This is a genomic window from Rhodococcus sp. ENV425 (assembly GCF_002887785.1).
Lineage (GTDB): Bacteria > Actinomycetota > Actinomycetes > Mycobacteriales > Mycobacteriaceae > Rhodococcus > Rhodococcus aetherivorans.
On sequence record NZ_PCZU01000047.1, the window covers coordinates 1 to 16,146 of the forward strand.

Below are 16,146 nucleotides of genomic sequence, written 5' to 3' on the forward strand. Positions count from 1 at the left end.
CGAGCGGGCCGAACAGCTCGACAAGGTCAAGGAGCGGGTGCGCGACCTCTCCGCGCAGCGGGCCCAGCTCACCGACGCGGTGCACCGGGACGAGGTCGCCCGCGCGCAGGCCGCGCTGCGGATCGAACAGCTCGAGCAGGCCGTCGTCGAGCAGTACGCCATCGCGCCCGACGATCTGGTCGCCGAGTACGGCCCCGAGGTGCCGCTGCCACCGTCCGACCTCGAGATCGCCGAGTTCGAACACGCGCGGGAACGCGGAGAACAGGTCGTCGCGCCGCAGCCGCAGCCGTACGACCGCGCCACCCAGGAGCGGCGCGCCAAGCGCGCGGAGAAGGACCTGACGACCCTCGGCAAGGTCAACCCGCTGGCGCTCGAGGAGTTCGCCGCGCTCGAGGAGCGGTACAACTTCCTCGCCACGCAGCTCGAGGACGTCAAGAACGCCCGCAAGGACCTGCTCGGCGTGGTCGCCGACGTCGACGCCCGCATCCTGCAGGTGTTCACCGAGGCGTACGCGGACGTCGAGCGCGAGTTCGAGCAGGTGTTCGCCAAGCTCTTCCCCGGCGGCGAAGGCCGCCTCGTGCTGACCGATCCGTCGGACATGCTCACCACCGGCATCGAGGTCGAGGCCCGGCCGCCGGGCAAGAAGGTCAAGCGGCTGTCGCTGCTCTCCGGCGGCGAGAAGTCGCTGACGGCGGTGGCCATGCTCGTCGCCATCTTCCGGGCCCGGCCGTCCCCGTTCTACGTCATGGACGAGGTGGAGGCCGCTCTCGACGACACCAACCTGCGCCGGCTCATCGGGCTGTTCGAGCAGCTTCGGGAGAAGTCCCAGCTCATCGTCATCACCCACCAGAAGCCGACGATGGAGATCGCCGACGCCCTGTACGGGGTCAGCATGCGCGGCGACGGCATCACCCGCGTCATCTCGCAGCGGATGCGTGGTCAGGATCTTTCTCGCCCAGAGCTGAGCGCGGCCGTTGCGCCTGACAGTATGGGGGCGTGAGTACCGGAGCCTGGATAGCCATCGCGGCGGCACTTGCCGTCCTCCTCGTCGCGCTCGTCGTCGGCCTGACCCTGTACCGGAGACGGCGGGTGTCGCTGACGGCCGAGCAGACGCCGCAGCTCGGCACCGCCGAGCAGAAGGATCGTTCCGGCGGTTACAAGGCCGCGGGCGGCTTCAGCTTCACCCAGGGGGCGACCGCGACCGCGCCGCCCCAGCCGGTCGAGCGGCCGGTTCCGAGACCGCCGGTGGTCCCGGAACCGCCCGCGTCCCCCAAACCGCCGGTCGCTCCGGAATCGACGGTGGTGCCGGAACCGAAGGTCGTGCCGGAACCGAAGGTCGTGTCACTGCCCCAGGAGGTGTCGGAGGCTCCGGCGCCGACGGTCGAACCCCGGGTGGAGCCCGAGCGGGCCCCGGAGGCCGGTGCCGCCCCCACCGTGGAACCGGCCCCCAGGGTCGAGCCCGTCCCGGGCATCGAGCCGGAGACCGCCCCGGCGCCGTCCGAGGTCGTCCCGCCGGTCGAGGAAGTTGCGCCGGTCGAGGAAGTTGCGCCGGTCGAGGTCGTCCCGCCGGTCGAGGAAGCTCCGCCGGCACCCGCCGTCGAACCCGAGGTGGCCCCGCCGCCGACCGCCGAGCCCGAGGTAGCGGCTGTCCCGCTCGTTCCCCCGATCGAGGAGATCGCCCCGACCGAGGGCCGGCTGGACCGGTTGCGCGGCCGACTTGCCCGGTCGCAGTCGGCGGTGGGCAAGAGCCTGCTCGGCCTGCTCGGCGGCGGCGACCTCGACGAGGACTCGTGGGAGGAGATCGAGGACACCCTGCTGATCGCCGACCTCGGTGCCGCCACCACCACTCAGATCGTCGAGCGGCTGCGGGTGCAGATGGCCGCCCGCAGTGTGCGCACCGAGGCCGAGGCCAGGGCCGTCCTGCGGGACGTGCTGGTCGAGGCGCTGCACCCGGAGCTGGACCGGTCGATCAGGGCGCTGCCGCACCAGGATCACCCGGCGGTGCTGCTCGTCGTCGGGGTCAACGGCACCGGTAAGACCACCACCACCGGCAAGCTCGCCCGGGTCCTCGTCGCCGACGGCCGCCGCGTCCTGCTGGGCGCTGCCGACACCTTCCGTGCGGCCGCCGCCGACCAGTTGCAGACGTGGGCCGAGCGGGTCGGCGCCGAGGTCGTGCGCGGCAAGGAGGGAGGCGACCCGGCCGCGATCGCCTTCGACGCCGTCGCCAGGGGCACCGATCAGGGTGTGGACGCCGTGCTCATCGACACCGCCGGCCGGCTGCACACCAAGACCGGTCTGATGGACGAGCTCGGCAAGGTCAAGCGGGTCGTGGAGAAGAAGGCCGCGGTCGACGAGGTGCTGCTCGTGCTCGACGCGACGATCGGGCAGAACGGCCTGATGCAGGCGCGCGTGTTCGCCGAGGTCGTGGACATCACCGGCGTGGTGCTGACCAAGCTCGACGGCACGGCCAAGGGCGGGATCGTCTTCCAGGTCCAGCACGAGCTCGGGGTCCCCGTGAAACTCGTCGGTCTCGGTGAGGGCGCGGACGACCTCGCGCCGTTCGAGCCGGGCGCATTCGTCGACGCCCTGCTGGGCTGATCCACCGCACCACCGCCAGCTCACCACCGGCCACCCGGCCTCCGACCGGGTGGCCGGTTTTGGTCACGGAAAGGTCACAAATCGTCACTCGGTTCCCATCTGCCACTCCGGTTCGGTAGAAACAGGTGCCGGACGGATCCCGCGGGGCGGGTGGCGACGGGGAAGCAGCGACGAGAGGCTCCTGCGGGAGCTCGCCGCGCTGGCCACCCGGCCCCGCCGGGTCCGTCCCGGCTCGGGTCGCGATCCGTCCCGATCCACCCCCTCCCGGCTCGCGGGAGCACCGCCGCGAAACGCCGTGCGAGGGACCCGGTTCGGCCGCCGGCGCCGGTGGATGCGCCGCGAAACAGGAACGAAACACATGTCCGATTTGCGTTCACTCCGCCGAAACAGCGCGGCGCTCCGGCCGAAACATCACCACAGCATTCTTCTCTCGACGACGCGCTGACCGGCGCGGCCAACAGGGAGGTTGCAGTGGAGGAAGTGGTGAACACCGGCGACGCGGCATGGATGCTGATATCGGCGTCCCTGGTGCTGTTGATGACGCCCGGTCTGGCGTTCTTCTACGGCGGCATGTCGCGCACCAAGGCCGTCCTGAACATGATGATGATGTCCTTCGGGGCAATGGCGGTCATCGCGGTGATCTACGTGCTGTGGGGCTGGTCGATGTCCTACGGCACCGAGGACATCGGGGGCATCTTCGCCAACCCGTTCCAGATGTTCGGTCTGCAGGGTGCCATCTACGACGACGCCGGTGAGTTCCTGCCCGGCCTCGGCGACTACCCGCAGATCATCGACATCGGCTTCCAGGTCACGTTCGCGGTCATCACCACCGCTCTCATCAGCGGTGCCCTCTCCGAACGCGTGAAGTTCGGCACCTGGCTGGCCTTCTCCGGAATCTGGGTCACCCTCGCGTACTTCCCCCTCGCCCACATGGTGTGGGGCGGCGGCCTGCTCTCCGGCTCCGCGGACGGCCTCGCCGCCAAGATCTTCGGCACCTCCGACGACGGAGAAGGCGGGCTCGTCGCGACCGTGGCGCCCATCGACTTCGCCGGCGGCACCGTCGTGCACATCAACGCCGGCATTGCCGCGCTCGTCCTGGCGCTGATCATCGGCAAGCGCGCGGGCTTCGGCCGCACCGCCTTCCGTCCGCACAACCTGCCGTTCGTCATGCTCGGTGCTGCCCTGCTGTGGTTCGGCTGGTTCGGCTTCAACGCCGGTTCCGCGTTCGCCGCCGACGGTGTGGCCGGCCTGGCCTGGGTCAACACCACCACCGCCGCGGCCGCCGCGATCCTCGGCTGGCTCCTCACCGAGCGCATCCGCGACGGCAAGGGCACCAGCCTCGGTGCCGCCTCGGGTGCCGTCGCCGGCCTCGTCGCCATCACTCCGGCCGCCGGTGCGCTCAGCCCGGTCGGTTCGATCGTGCTCGGCGCGATCGCCGGCGTCCTGTCCGCCCTGGCGGTCGGCCTGAAATACAAGTTCGGCTACGACGACTCGCTCGACGTCGTCGGCGTGCACCTCGTCGCGGGCCTGTGGGGCACCATCGCGATCGGGTTCCTCGGCACCGAGACGGGCCTGTTCTACGGCGGCGACTACAAGCAGCTCGTGATCCAGATCGTCATCGCAGTCTTCGCCCTGGTCTACACCGGCATCATCACCGCGATCGTCGCCTTCGCGCTCAAGCCGCTCGGCTGGCGGGTGTCGGAGGAGGAAGAGGCACGCGGCATCGACGAGGCCGAGCATGCGGAGTCGGCATACGACTTCGCCGCCGCCCTCAAGTGATAAGAAGACATCAGGGCACTGGAGACTGGGAAGGGATGAGGATATGAAGCTGATCACGGCAATTGTCAAGCCGTTCACCCTCGAGGACGTCAAGGCAGGCCTCGAGCAGGCGGGTGTGCTTGGCATGACCGTCAGCGAGGTGCAGGGATACGGTCGCCAGAAGGGCCACACCGAGGTCTACCGCGGAGCCGAGTACTCCGTCGACTTCGTTCCCAAGGTCCGCGTCGAGGTCGTCGTCGACGACGCCGCCGTCGACAAGGTGGTCGAGACCATCGTCGAGGCCTCCCGCACCGGCAAGATCGGCGACGGCAAGGTGTGGGTCACCCCGGTCGAAACGGTCGTCCGAGTGCGCACCGGTGAACGAGGCGCCGATGCACTCTGACCCGAAGGGGTCCGGAACTCGCGGCCCTGGTCCCGCTGCCTCCGCGGCGGGATCGGGGCCGCCGGTGTCTCCGGGGCCGGCCGGATCCGGCACCGCCGCCACCGACCTCGCCCGGGCTCGTACCCAGTTGCTCGCCGGCGGCACCCGCAACCGCCGGCTCGACGCCCCCGCCCTCCGCCACGCCCTCGTCGATCTCCACGAGTTCTGGCTCGTCACCAAGGGAACCGAACTCGGAATCAAGCCCGACTGCGGCTTCGCCATCGTCGCCGTCGGCGGCCTCGGCCGCCGCGAGATGCTCCCCTACTCCGACCTGGATCTGGTCCTGCTGCACGACGACATGGACCCCGCTGTCGTGTCCCGGGTCGCCGACCGGCTCTGGTATCCGCTGTGGGACGCGCACATCAAGCTCGACCACAGCGTCCGGACCGTCCCGCAGGCCCTGCAGGTCGCCGCGTCCGACCTGACCGCCGCGCTCGGCCTGCTCGAAGCCCGGCACATCGCCGGCGACCTCGAATTGAGCAACCTGCTGATCGGCGGCGTGCGGCGGCAGTGGCGCACCGGCATCCGCAGCCGGTTCGAGGAGCTCATCGCCCTGACCGAGGCCCGGTGGGAACGCAGCGGGCAGATCGCGCACCGGGCCGAACCCGACCTCAAGAGCGGCCGCGGCGGGCTGCGGGACGTGCAACTGCTCAACGCACTGTCCGTCGCGCAGCTCACCGACGGCATGCCCGGGCTCGGGCCCGACGTTCCCGGCGGCGGGCTCGCGGCCGCGCACCGCCGCCTGCTGGACGTGCGCACCGAGCTGCACCGCGTCGCCGGCCGGGCCCGCGACCAGCTGCGCGCCCAGGATGCCGACGAGATCGGCGCCGCCCTGCGCATCGGGGACCGGTTCGACCTGGCCCGCGTGCTGACCGAGGCGGCCCGGACCGTGAGCTACTCGGTGGAGGTCGGGGTACGCACGGCAGGAAACTCGCTGCCCCGCAAGGGCCTGTCCCGGCTGCGCCGCGTCCCCGTCCGGCGCCCGCTCGACGAGGGTGTGGTGGAACACGGCGGCGAAGTGACGCTGGCCCGCGACGCGCACCCGCGCAAGGACCCCGGCCTGATCACGCGGGTCGCCGCGGCCGCAGCGCAGCACGACCTGCCGATCTCCGCGTCCACCCTCGGCCGCCTGGCCGACAGCGCCCCCGAACTGCGGGAACCGTGGCCGCGCACCGCGCTGAACGACCTGCTCGTGCTGCTCGGCTCGGGAACCCGCGCGATCGACCCGATCGAGGCGCTCGACCGGACGGGACTGTGGGGCCGGCTGCTCCCCGAATGGGGGGCGGTGCGGGATCTGCCCCCGCGCGATGCCGTGCACACCTGGACGGTGGACCGGCACCTGGTGGAGACCGCGGTGTACGCCGGCGGGCTGACCACCCGCGTCGCACGCCCCGACCTGCTGGTGCTCGGGGCGTTGCTGCACGACATCGGCAAGGGTCGCGGCGGCGACCACAGCGTCGTCGGCGCGGAACTCGCCACCCAGATCGGCCGCCGGATGGGTCTGTGGCCGTCCGACGTCGCCGTGCTGTCCGCGCTGGTCCGCCACCATCTGCTGCTTCCGCACACCGCGACCCGCCGTGACCTCGACGACCCCGCCACGGTGGAGTCCGTCGTCGAGGCCATCGACGGCGACCCGGTGCTGCTCGAGCTGCTGCACGCCCTCGCCGAGGCGGACTCGCTCGCGACGGGCCCGGGGGTGTGGGGCGACTGGAAGGCGGCGCTCATCCGGGAGCTGGTCCGGCGCTGCCGGCTGGTGATGGCGGGGGAGGAGCTGCCGAGACCGGACCCGATCGACCCCCAGCTCGCCGAGCAGGCGGAACAGGGCGGCATCCACGTCGAGCTCCAACCCGGCGAGAACCCGCACGCCTACACGGTGACGGTGGTCGCGCCCGACGAGCCGGGCCTGCTGTCCGACGCCGCCGGGGTGCTGGCCCTGCACGGCCTGCGCGTGCTGTCCGCCTCGGTGGGCAGCCACGCCGGTAGTGCGGTCAACAGCTTCGCCGTCGCGCCGCTGTTCGGGGCCCCGCCGCCGGCGGGTCTGCTGCGGCAGGAACTCATCCGGGCCCGCGCCGGGGACCTCGACCTGCTCGCCACGCTCGACGCGAAGGAGCAGGCGGCGCGGGAGGCGCAGCTGCCCGAACGCCCGGAGCGGGCCGTGCCGGGCACCTACGCGCAGGCGCCGCCGCACCTGATCTGGATCGACGCCCCGGATCCGGGTCAGGCGATCCTCGAGCTGCGCGCCGAGGACCGGCTGGGCATGCTGTGCCGGCTCGCGGACGCGTTCGAACGGTGCGGCACCGACGTGCGCTGGGCCCGGGTTTCCACCCTCGGCCGCACCGTCGTGGACGCGTTCTGCATCGATCTGGGAGGTTCCGACACCCGGGAGAACCGGGAGCGGGTCGAGCGGGCGGTGCTCGCCGTGGTGCCCGCTCCGGAGCCGAAGAAACCCGAGGACAAGGGCTGAGGGCGGGGCGGCCGCTCGTGCACGTGCGAGAACTCGTGCCGCGAGCGGCTACCCTGGAGCGCAGAACTGTCCGCATCTTCGCCAGACCCAGGAGCGCATTCGGTGTTCGAATCCCTTTCCGACAGGTTGACCGGAGCCCTCAAGGACCTGCGCGGCAAGGGGCGCCTCTCCGACGCCGACATCGACGCGACCGCCCGGGAGATCCGCCTGGCGCTGCTCGAGGCCGACGTCGCCCTGCCCGTGGTGCGCTCGTTCATCGCCAAGATCAAGGAACGAGCCAAGGGCGCCGAGGTACACGGCGCGCTGAACCCCGCCCAGCAGGTCGTCAAGATCGTCAACGAGGAGCTCGTCGGGATCCTCGGCGGCGAGACCCGGCGGCTGCAGTTCGCCAAGACCCCGCCCACGGTGATCATGCTCGCCGGTCTGCAGGGCTCCGGTAAGACCACCCTCGCCGGCAAGCTCGCCAAGTGGCTCAAGGACCAGGGCCACACCCCGCTGCTGGTCGCCTGTGACCTGCAGCGGCCCGGCGCGGTCACCCAGCTGCAGATCGTCGGTGAACGCGCCGGTGCGTCCGTGTTCGCCCCGCACCCCGGCACCTCCATCGGCGGCGGCGAGAACCCGCTCGGCATCACCGCCGCCGACCCGGTGAACGTCGCCCGCGACGGCGTCGCCGAGGCCCGCGCCAAGCACTACGACGTGGTCATCGTCGACACCGCCGGCCGCCTCGGCATCGACGAGGAGCTGATGGCCCAGGCCGCCGGCATCCGCGACGCCGTGCAGCCCGACGAGACGCTGTTCGTGCTCGACGCGATGATCGGCCAGGACGCCGTGAGCACCGCCGAGGCGTTCCGCGCCGGTGTCGGCTTCACCGGCGTGGTGCTCACCAAGCTCGACGGCGACGCCCGCGGCGGTGCCGCGCTCAGCGTCCGCGAGCTGACCGGTCAGCCGATCCTGTTCGCGTCGACCGGTGAGAAGCTCGAGGACTTCGACGTCTTCCACCCCGAGCGCATGGCCAGCCGCATCCTCGGCATGGGCGACGTGCTCACCCTCATCGAGCAGGCCGAGCAGGTCTTCGACGCCGAGCAGGCCGAGGCCACCGCCGCGAAGATCGGCTCCGGTGAACTCACCCTCGAGGACTTCCTCGAGCAGATGATGGCCGTGCGGAAGATGGGCCCGATCGCGAACCTGCTCGGCATGCTGCCGGGTGCGGGACAGATGAAGGACGCCCTCGCGAACGTCGACGAGAAGCAGCTCGACCGGATCCAGGCGATCATCCGCGGCATGACGCCGGCGGAACGCGCCAACCCGAAGATCATCAACGCCTCCCGGCGGCTGCGTATCGCCAACGGCTCCGGCGTCAAGGTCTCCGACGTCAACCAGCTCGTCGACCGGTTCTTCGAAGCCCGCAAGATGATGGCCGCGATGGCCGGGCGCATGGGCATGCCCGGGTCCCGCAAGCCGCAGCGCGCGAAGAAGGGCAAGAAGGGCAAGAAGGGCGGCCGCGGGCCGACCCCGCCGAAGATCAAGGGCGGATTCCCCGGTGGCATGCCCGCCGGCATGCCCGGCATGGGCGGGATGCCCGCCGGGTTCCCGGACCTGTCGAAGATGCCGAAGGGCCTCGACGAGCTGCCGCCCGGTCTCGAGAACTTCGACCTCTCGCAGCTGAAGTTGCCGAAGAAGTAGTCCGCCGTGGCGTTCACCCTGCGCGGACGGTCCCTGCCGGACGGCGAACCGATCGAGCTGTGGATCGGCGACGACGGCACGTTCGCCGCCGAGCCGATCCCCGGGGCCGAGCTGCTCACCGCCGACGGCTGGATCCTGCCCGGTCTCGTCGACGCCCACTGCCACGTCGGGATCCGCTTCGGCGGCGGCGCGGAGGACGCGGACGGGCTGATCGCGCAGGCCGTCACCGAGCGCGACGCCGGGGTGCTGCTGCTGCGCGACGCGGGATCCCCGGTCGACACCCGGCACCTCGACGAGCGGGCCGACCTGCCACGGATCGTGCGCGCGGGACGGCACATCGCCGCCCCCAAGCGCTACATCCGCGGGCTGCCCGTCGACCTCGAAGACGAATCGCAGCTGCCGGACGAGGTGGTTCGCCAGGCCCGCGCGGGGGACGGCTGGGTCAAGCTCATCGGCGACTGGATCGACCGCGGCACCGGCGATCTCGCGCCGCTGTGGTCGGACGGGATCCTCGTCGAGGCGATCGCCGCGGCCCACCGTGCGGGAGCGCGCGTGACCGCCCATGTGTTCGGGGAGGACGCGCTGCCCGGCCTGCTCGCCGCCGGCATCGACTGCCTCGAACACGGCACCGGGCTGACCGACGACACGATCGCCACCATGGCCGCGCAGGGCACGGTCCTCGTGCCGACCCTGGTCAACATCGAGAACTTTCCCGAGATCGCCGACTCGGCCACCCGGTTCCCGGTCTACGCGGCGCACATGCGGGACCTGCACGCCCGTGTCGCGGACACCGTCGGCGCCGCCCACGACGCCGGGATCCCGATCTACGCCGGCACCGATGCCGGCGGCTCGGTGCGGCACGGTCGCATCGCCGACGAGGTCGCCGCCCTCGGCAAGGTGGGGCTGACCCCGACCGAGGCGCTCGGCGCCGCCAGCTGGACGGCCCGGGCCTGGCTGGGGCATCCGAGCCTCGAGCCGGGCGCCCCCGCCGACCTGACGGTGTACGAGCTGGATCCGCGGACCGGGCCGGACGTGCTGGCCCGGCCGGGCCTGGTGATGCTCCGGGGTGCCGTCGTCACCCGCCGCGCCGCCTTCGCATGACCGTCCCCGAGCCACCCGACCCGGAGACCGCTGCGGCCCCGCCCCGGCCCGCGCCCTCGCCCCCCGCGCACCGGTGGGGCCTCCCGGCCGCGCTGGTGGTGCTGGCCGTGAACCTCGCCGGCTTCACGCTGGGACCGGTCCTGGCCGGGGAGGGCTTCGTCGCCGAGACATACGTGCTCGCCATCATGGCCCCCACCCTGCTCGCGGGGGCGGCGGCCGTGGCGTTCAGCGTGTGGCGTGGCTGCGGACCCGTCGCCGACTTCGGACTGCCGCGGTCGTGGCCCGAGTTCCGCAACCAGCTCGGAATCGGTCTGCTCGGCGGGGGAATCGCGCTGCTCGGCGCGCTGATCCTGGCAGCGATCCTCGTCGTCGCCCTCGGCATCGACGCCGCCGATTCCCCGCTCACCGCCCTGGTCGGGTTGCCCACGGTGTGGAAACTGCTGCTCGTGGCCTGGGTGTGGTTCGGCGCCCCGCTCGGCGAGGAGCTGATGTTCCGCGGCATGCTCTGGGGGGCGCTCGAACGCCGGCCCGAGCGATGGTGGGGACGCCCGATCGGCGTCCTGACGATCACCACCGTCGTGTTCGCCATGTGGCATCAGGAGTGGTGGCGGCTGCCGGTTCTGTTGTGGGGCGGAGCGGCGATGGGGTTCGCGAGGCTGCGCGGCGGGTCGGTGTTCTCCTCCTGGGTGGCGCACTCGCTCAACAACACCCTGCCCGCGCTGAGCCTGCTGTTTCTGCTCTGACCTCCCGTTTTCGTCCCGGCGGGCGGATCTGGCAGAATGGATCGCTGTCGTCGCATCCGGTTACGTACCGCGCGGCGGTCACAGGATAGAGGCAAAACCGGACGTGCCAGAAGGGCACGTCGTCCGAATTGCACGTGACAGGCGTATTTCGCATGCGCCGAAGGAGATTCACAGCAGTGGCTGTCAAGATCAAGCTCACCCGTCTCGGCAAGATCCGCAACCCGCAGTACCGCATCGTGGTTGCCGATTCGCGCACCCGCCGCAACGGCCGCGCCATCGAGACCATCGGCAAGTACCACCCGAAGGAAGAGCCCTCGCTGATCGAGATCGACTCGGAGCGGGCCCAGTACTGGCTCGGCGTCGGTGCGCAGCCGACCGAGCCGGTCGAGAACCTCCTCAAGATCACCGGCGACTGGCAGAAGTACAAGGGTCTCCCCGGCACCGAGGGCACCCTGCGTAAGGCCGAGCCGAAGCCGTCCAAGCTCGAGCTGTTCCAGGCCGCCCTCGCGCAGGCCGAGAACGCGCCGGCTGCCGAGGCCGTCACGCCCAAGAAGAAGAAGGCCGCCAAGGAAGACACCGCGGAGGAGTCCTCCGTGTCCACCGAGGCTGCCGAGTAATGAGCACCGTTGTCGCCGATGCCGTCGAGCATCTCGTCCGTGGGATCGTCGCCAACCCCGACGACGTGCGCGTCGAGCTGATCACGGGCCGTCGGGGGCGCACCGTCGAGGTGCACGTGCACCCCGACGATCTCGGCAAGGTCATCGGCCGCGGCGGCCGCACCGCGACCGCCCTGCGGACCCTCGTCTCCGGCATCGGGGGCCGTGGGATCCGCGTCGACGTCGTCGACACCGACCAGTAGGCGCGCCGCGGTGGAGCTCGTGGTGGGCCGTGTCGCCAAGTCGCACGGCATCAAGGGTGAGGTGGTCGTCGAGGTTCGCACCGACGAACCCGAGGAGCGCTTCGCCGTCGGCGCCGTGCTGCACGGCCGCAAGCCCCGCGAGCAGACCCTGCAGACGTACACGGTGGAAGCCGCCCGGGAACACTCCGGGCGGCTTCTGCTGCGCCTGCGGGGGATCGCCGACCGCAGCGCCGCCGACGCCCTGCGCGGCACCCTGTTCCTCGTCGACAGCGCCGACCTGCCGCCGTCCGACGACCCGGACGAGTTCTACGACCACGAGCTCGAGGGCCTGGCCGTACGCATCGTCGCGGGACGGCCCGACGCCGGCACCGAGATCGGTACCGTTCGCGAGGTGCTGCACACCGCCGCCGGCGAACTGCTCGCCGTCCGCCCGGCCGGCGACGAACGGCGCGAACTGCTGATCCCGTTCGTCACCGCGATCGTGCCGACGGTGTCGCTCGCGGGCGGCGTCATCGAGATCGACCCGCCGGAGGGTCTGCTCGACCCCGACTTCGGCTCGGAGACATAACCTCCCGTGCGATTCGACGTCGTCACCATCTTCCCCGAATACCTCGAGCCGCTGCGCGTCGCGCTGCTCGGCAAGGCCATCGACAAGGGCCTCGTCTCCGTCGGGATCCACAACCTGCGGGACTGGACCCACGACGTGCACAAGGCCGTCGACGACTCCCCGTACGGCGGGGGACCGGGCATGGTCATGAAGCCCACGGTGTGGGGGCCCGCCCTCGACGACGTGCTCGCCGGCCCCGACGGCGAACCCGACCCCGACGTGCTGCTCGTCGTCCCCACCCCGGCCGGCGTGCCGTTCGACCAGGCCACCGCGCAGCGCTGGGCCGGCGAGAAGCGCATCGTGTTCGCCTGCGGCCGCTACGAGGGCATCGACCAGCGCGTCTTCGACGACGCCGCCCGCCGGGTCCGGGTCGAAGAGGTCAGCATCGGCGACTACGTCCTCATCGGCGGCGAGGTCGCCGTCCTCGTCATGACCGAGGCCGTCGTGCGACTGCTGCCCGGCGTTCTCGGCAATCAGCAGTCCCACCAGGAGGACTCCTTCTCCGACGGCCTCCTCGAGGGCCCCAGCTACACCCGCCCCGTCAGCTGGCGCGGCCTCGAGGTGCCGCCGGTGCTGCTGTCCGGGGACCACGCCAAGGTCGCCGCATGGCGCCGGGAGCGGGCGCTCGAGCGCACCCGCGAACGCCGACCCGACCTGCTCGCCGACTGACCGGTCACGGTCAGTGCGCGCCGGCGCCGCCGAACACCGTGCGGACCACCTCGGTGACCGTGTCCCGCGCGTGCTGCGCACTCGCATCCCCGGTCACGTCGAACAGCGCCGTGTCCGGCAGATCGGCCCACCGGTCGTCGCCGTCGTCGTAATGCACGAGCTCGCGGGCGAGCACCACCAGCACATACCGCTCGTCCTCGCCGACGAACCCCGTGGACAGGTGGATCCAGCGCCCGTCGAGGCAGCACATCCAGCCCTGCTTCACGCCGAGTCCCGTCGTGTCGACCAGCCCGTCCGGCAACCCGAAATGCTGGTCGTACCCGTCGGCGCCGACCGGAGCGGCGGCCCGCAGGTGCCCGACGATCGTCGCGCGGCCCCACTCGTCCAGCCCGCCCGTGCCGTCGAGCAGGTCCGCGTACCAGGTGAGCAGGTCCGACGCGGTGGTGACGGTGTTCCACCACAGCCCGTCCGCGGGCGCGACGGTGCCGGTGAACGCGTGCCGTGCGGCGGTGCGCTCGACGATCTCCGAGTCGCCGTGCCGGAACCACAGGTCGTTCGCCGCCGAGTCGTCCGACGACTCGAGCATCGCGGTGATCCGGTCGTAGTCACTGCCGCCGAGCGGCAACTCGCCGGTCGCCGCCCGGTACAGCAGGTCGTCGGCGATGAACAGCTTGGCCACCGACGCGGTCTCGATCGGCGCGTCGACGCCCCCGACGACCCGGCGCCCGGTCCGACGATCGAGCGCGGCGATCGTCACGTCGGCGCCGCGTCCGGCGGCGGTCGCCGCCGCGGCCGTCATCCGGTCGGGCAGCGAACCGAACGGTTCCAGCGGGCCCGGGGACTCGACGGCGGCGGACGGCAGGGCGACCGGCGACACGACCGGCTCCGGGCCGCACGCACCCACCGTCGCCGCCGTCAGCAACGACAGCGCCAGCACCGCCCAGCGGCCGCCGCGCACCCGGGACATTCCCACGCTCCTGTAGTCGATTGTCCGGCGAGCTCGCCCCACCGTCCACCTCGGAGACGGGCGCGCCCACGCGCGTCACCGAGGGCGGAGGAAGGATAACGGTAGGGTCGACCGCTGTGACGACCGCTCTCAAGACCGTGAATCAGCGCATCGCCGAGGAACTCGACGTCCGGGAAGGTCAGGTCGCCGCGGCGGTCGACCTGCTCGACGGCGGCGCAACGGTGCCGTTCATCGCGCGCTACCGCAAGGAGGTCACCGGCGCGCTCGACGACGCCCAGCTCCGGCAGCTCGAGGAACGCCTGCGATACCTGCGTGAGCTCGACGAGCGCCGCACCGCGGTGCTCGAATCCATCGAGTCGCAGGGCAAGCTCGACGACGAGCTGCGCACGCAGATCCTCCTCGCCGACACCAAGGCCCGGCTCGAGGACATCTACCTGCCGTTCAAGCCGAAGCGGCGCACCAAGGCGCAGATCGCGCGGGAGGCCGGCCACGAGCCCGTCGCCGACGCCCTGATCGGCGACCCCACCACCGATCCCGCGCAGTACAGCGCCGAACAGCTCGACGGCGCCCGCGCCATCCTCGTCGAACGCTTCGCCGAGGACGCCGACCTCGTCGGCGAACTGCGTGACGCGATGTGGACCCGCGGACAGCTGAAGTCCACCGTGCGTCCCGGCAAGGAAACCGAGGGCGCCAAGTTCGCCGACTACTTCGACTTCTCCGAGCCCTTCACCGACCTGCCCTCGCACCGCATCCTCGCGGTGCTGCGCGGCGAGAAGGAGGAGGTACTCAGCCTGTCGCTCGAGCCGGACACCGAGGAACCCGAGCCCGGGCAGCGCACCTACTTCGAAGGCCGCATAGCCGCCCGCTTCGGCATCGCCGACGAGGGCCGGCCCGCCGACAAGTGGCTCCTCGACACCGTCCGTTGGGCGTGGCGCACCAAGCTGCTGGTCTCCCTGGCCCTCGACACCCGTATGCGGCTGCGGCAGTCCGCCGAGAAGGACGCCGTCGACGTGTTCGCCGCCAACCTGCGCGACCTGCTGCTCGCCGCCCCCGCCGGCACCCGGCCGACGATGGGACTCGACCCCGGCTTCCGCACCGGCACCAAGGTCGCCGTCGTCGACGCCACCGGTAAGGTCGTCGCGCACGACACGATCTACCCGCACCAGCCGCACAACAAGTGGGACCAGGCCCTGGCCACCCTCGCGCGGCTCGTCGCGCAGCACGGGGTGGAACTGATCGCGATCGGGAACGGCACCGCCTCCCGCGAAACCGATGCCCTCGCCACCGAGCTGATCGCCAAGTCCGGTGCCACGAATCTCACCAAGATCGTGGTGTCCGAGGCCGGCGCGTCCGTGTACTCGGCGTCGGCGTACGCGTCGAAGGAACTGCCGGATCTCGACGTGTCGATCCGCGGTGCGGTGTCCATCGCCCGGCGCCTGCAGGACCCGCTCGCCGAGCTCGTCAAGATCGATCCCAAGTCCATCGGCGTCGGCCAGTACCAGCACGACGTGTCCGAGACGATGCTCGCCCGCTCCCTCGGCGCGGTCGTCGAGGACGCGGTGAACGCCGTCGGCGTGGACGTCAACACCGCCTCGGTGCCGTTGCTCGCCCGGGTGTCGGGCATCGCCTCGTCCCTCGCGGAGAGCATCGTCGCCCATCGAGACCAGCACGGCCCGTTCCGCACCCGCAAGGCCCTCACGGACGTGCCGCGCCTCGGTCCGAAGGCGTTCGAGCAGTGCGCCGGCTTCCTGCGGATTCCCAACGGCGACGACCCGCTCGACACCTCGAGCGTGCATCCCGAGGCGTACCCGGTGGTGCGGCGTATCGTCGAACGGAACGGCGGCGACGTGCGCGAGCTCATCGGCAACACCGCGGTGCTGCGCCGGCTGCGGCCGGCGGAGTTCGTCGACGACCGCTTCGGCCTGCCCACCGTCACCGACATCATCGCCGAGCTCGAGAAGCCGGGCCGCGACCCGCGCCCGGAGTTCAAGACCGCGACGTTCGCCGCCGGCGTGGAGAAGGTCGCCGACCTGAAGCCCGGCATGGTGCTCGAGGGTGTGGTCACCAACGTCGCGGCGTTCGGCGCGTTCGTCGACGTCGGGGTGCATCAGGACGGCCTCGTGCACGTGTCCGCGATGTCCCGCAGCTTCGTCCAGGACCCGCACGACGTCGTGAAGTCCGGCGAGGTGGTCAAGGTCAAGGTGCTCGACGTGGACGTGCCCCGGCAGCGGATCAGCCTGACGCTGCGCCTCGAC

The 16,146-nt window shown here is 71.5% G+C and carries 14 protein-coding genes; 13 read left to right on the forward strand and 1 reads right to left on the reverse strand.

Annotation, left to right across the window (positions count from 1 at the left end; translation table 11 throughout):
- The 12 genes from CQZ88_RS03545 to trmD all read left to right on the forward strand — a co-directional run.
- A partial coding sequence (locus CQZ88_RS03545) for an AAA family ATPase (protein WP_180986937.1) occupies window positions 1-1,000 on the forward strand: 1,000 nt, incomplete at its 5' end.
- Complete coding sequence (ftsY, locus tag CQZ88_RS03550) at window positions 997-2,598, forward strand: signal recognition particle-docking protein FtsY (RefSeq protein ID WP_043800027.1); 1,602 nt, start codon at window positions 997-999, stop codon at window positions 2,596-2,598. The genes CQZ88_RS03545 and ftsY, both read left to right, overlap by 4 nt.
- Before the next feature lie 471 nt (window positions 2,599-3,069).
- Window positions 3,070-4,377 carry an ammonium transporter gene (locus tag CQZ88_RS03555; protein WP_029543203.1) on the forward strand — a complete coding sequence of 436 codons (1,308 nt, stop codon included), beginning with the start codon at window positions 3,070-3,072 and terminating at the stop codon, window positions 4,375-4,377.
- 43 nt (window positions 4,378-4,420) lie between these two features.
- Window positions 4,421-4,759 (forward strand): P-II family nitrogen regulator, encoded by a 339-nt coding sequence (locus tag CQZ88_RS03560; protein WP_006933679.1) that lies wholly within the window; start codon window positions 4,421-4,423, stop codon window positions 4,757-4,759.
- A complete protein-coding gene (locus CQZ88_RS03565) occupies window positions 4,749-7,262 on the forward strand; it encodes a [protein-PII] uridylyltransferase (RefSeq protein ID WP_006933681.1) in 2,514 nt (837 codons plus the stop codon). Before CQZ88_RS03560 ends, CQZ88_RS03565 begins: the two co-directional genes overlap by 11 nt.
- Before the next feature lie 102 nt (window positions 7,263-7,364).
- Entirely contained in the window at window positions 7,365-8,945 is a 1,581-nt protein-coding gene (gene ffh / locus CQZ88_RS03570) for a signal recognition particle protein (protein ID WP_006933683.1), read from the forward strand.
- A 6-nt stretch (window positions 8,946-8,951) separates the two neighbouring features.
- Window positions 8,952-10,046 (forward strand): amidohydrolase family protein, encoded by a 1,095-nt coding sequence (locus CQZ88_RS03575; RefSeq protein WP_006933685.1) that lies wholly within the window; start codon window positions 8,952-8,954, stop codon window positions 10,044-10,046.
- Window positions 10,043-10,789 carry a CPBP family intramembrane glutamic endopeptidase gene (locus CQZ88_RS03580; RefSeq protein WP_006933689.1) on the forward strand — a complete coding sequence of 249 codons (747 nt, stop codon included), beginning with the start codon at window positions 10,043-10,045 and terminating at the stop codon, window positions 10,787-10,789. The genes CQZ88_RS03575 and CQZ88_RS03580 overlap by 4 nt, the downstream gene beginning before the upstream one ends.
- Before the next feature lie 176 nt (window positions 10,790-10,965).
- A complete protein-coding gene (gene rpsP / locus CQZ88_RS03585) occupies window positions 10,966-11,406 on the forward strand; it encodes a 30S ribosomal protein S16 (protein WP_006933690.1) in 441 nt (146 codons plus the stop codon).
- Entirely contained in the window at window positions 11,406-11,648 is a 243-nt protein-coding gene (locus tag CQZ88_RS03590; RefSeq protein WP_006933693.1) for an RNA-binding protein, read from the forward strand. The genes rpsP and CQZ88_RS03590 overlap by 1 nt, the downstream gene beginning before the upstream one ends.
- Window positions 11,649-11,658: 10 nt before the next feature.
- A complete protein-coding gene (rimM, locus tag CQZ88_RS03595; protein ID WP_029543205.1) occupies window positions 11,659-12,216 on the forward strand; it encodes a ribosome maturation factor RimM in 558 nt (185 codons plus the stop codon).
- A 6-nt stretch (window positions 12,217-12,222) separates the two neighbouring features.
- Window positions 12,223-12,924: a tRNA (guanosine(37)-N1)-methyltransferase TrmD gene (gene trmD, locus CQZ88_RS03600; RefSeq protein ID WP_006933695.1), complete on the forward strand. Its 702-nt coding sequence runs from the start codon at window positions 12,223-12,225 to the stop codon at window positions 12,922-12,924.
- Between the two features lie 10 nt (window positions 12,925-12,934).
- On the opposite strand, the gene CQZ88_RS03605 is transcribed toward trmD, so the two are convergent.
- Window positions 12,935-13,891, reverse strand: coding sequence for a hypothetical protein (locus CQZ88_RS03605; protein WP_006933696.1), 957 nt, complete (start codon window positions 13,889-13,891; stop codon window positions 12,935-12,937).
- Window positions 13,892-14,007: 116 nt separating this feature from the next.
- Here CQZ88_RS03605 and CQZ88_RS03610 point away from each other — a divergent pair.
- On the forward strand, window positions 14,008-16,146 hold a 2,139-nt coding region (locus CQZ88_RS03610), incomplete at its 3' end, for a Tex family protein (protein WP_102799264.1).

Excerpts from the sequence above, each read along its gene's own strand:
- CQZ88_RS03560 (WP_006933679.1), top strand. The coding sequence starts at position 4,421 with ATGAAGCTGATCACGGCAATTGTCAAGCCGTTCACCCTCGAGGACGTC.
- CQZ88_RS03565 (WP_006933681.1), top strand. The coding sequence starts at position 4,749 with ATGCACTCTGACCCGAAGGGGTCCGGAACTCGCGGCCCTGGTCCCGCT.
- CQZ88_RS03580 (WP_006933689.1), top strand. The coding sequence starts at position 10,043 with ATGACCGTCCCCGAGCCACCCGACCCGGAGACCGCTGCGGCCCCGCCC.
- CQZ88_RS03590 (WP_006933693.1), top strand. The coding sequence starts at position 11,406 with ATGAGCACCGTTGTCGCCGATGCCGTCGAGCATCTCGTCCGTGGGATC.
- CQZ88_RS03605 (WP_006933696.1), bottom strand. The coding sequence starts at position 13,891 with ATGTCCCGGGTGCGCGGCGGCCGCTGGGCGGTGCTGGCGCTGTCGTTG.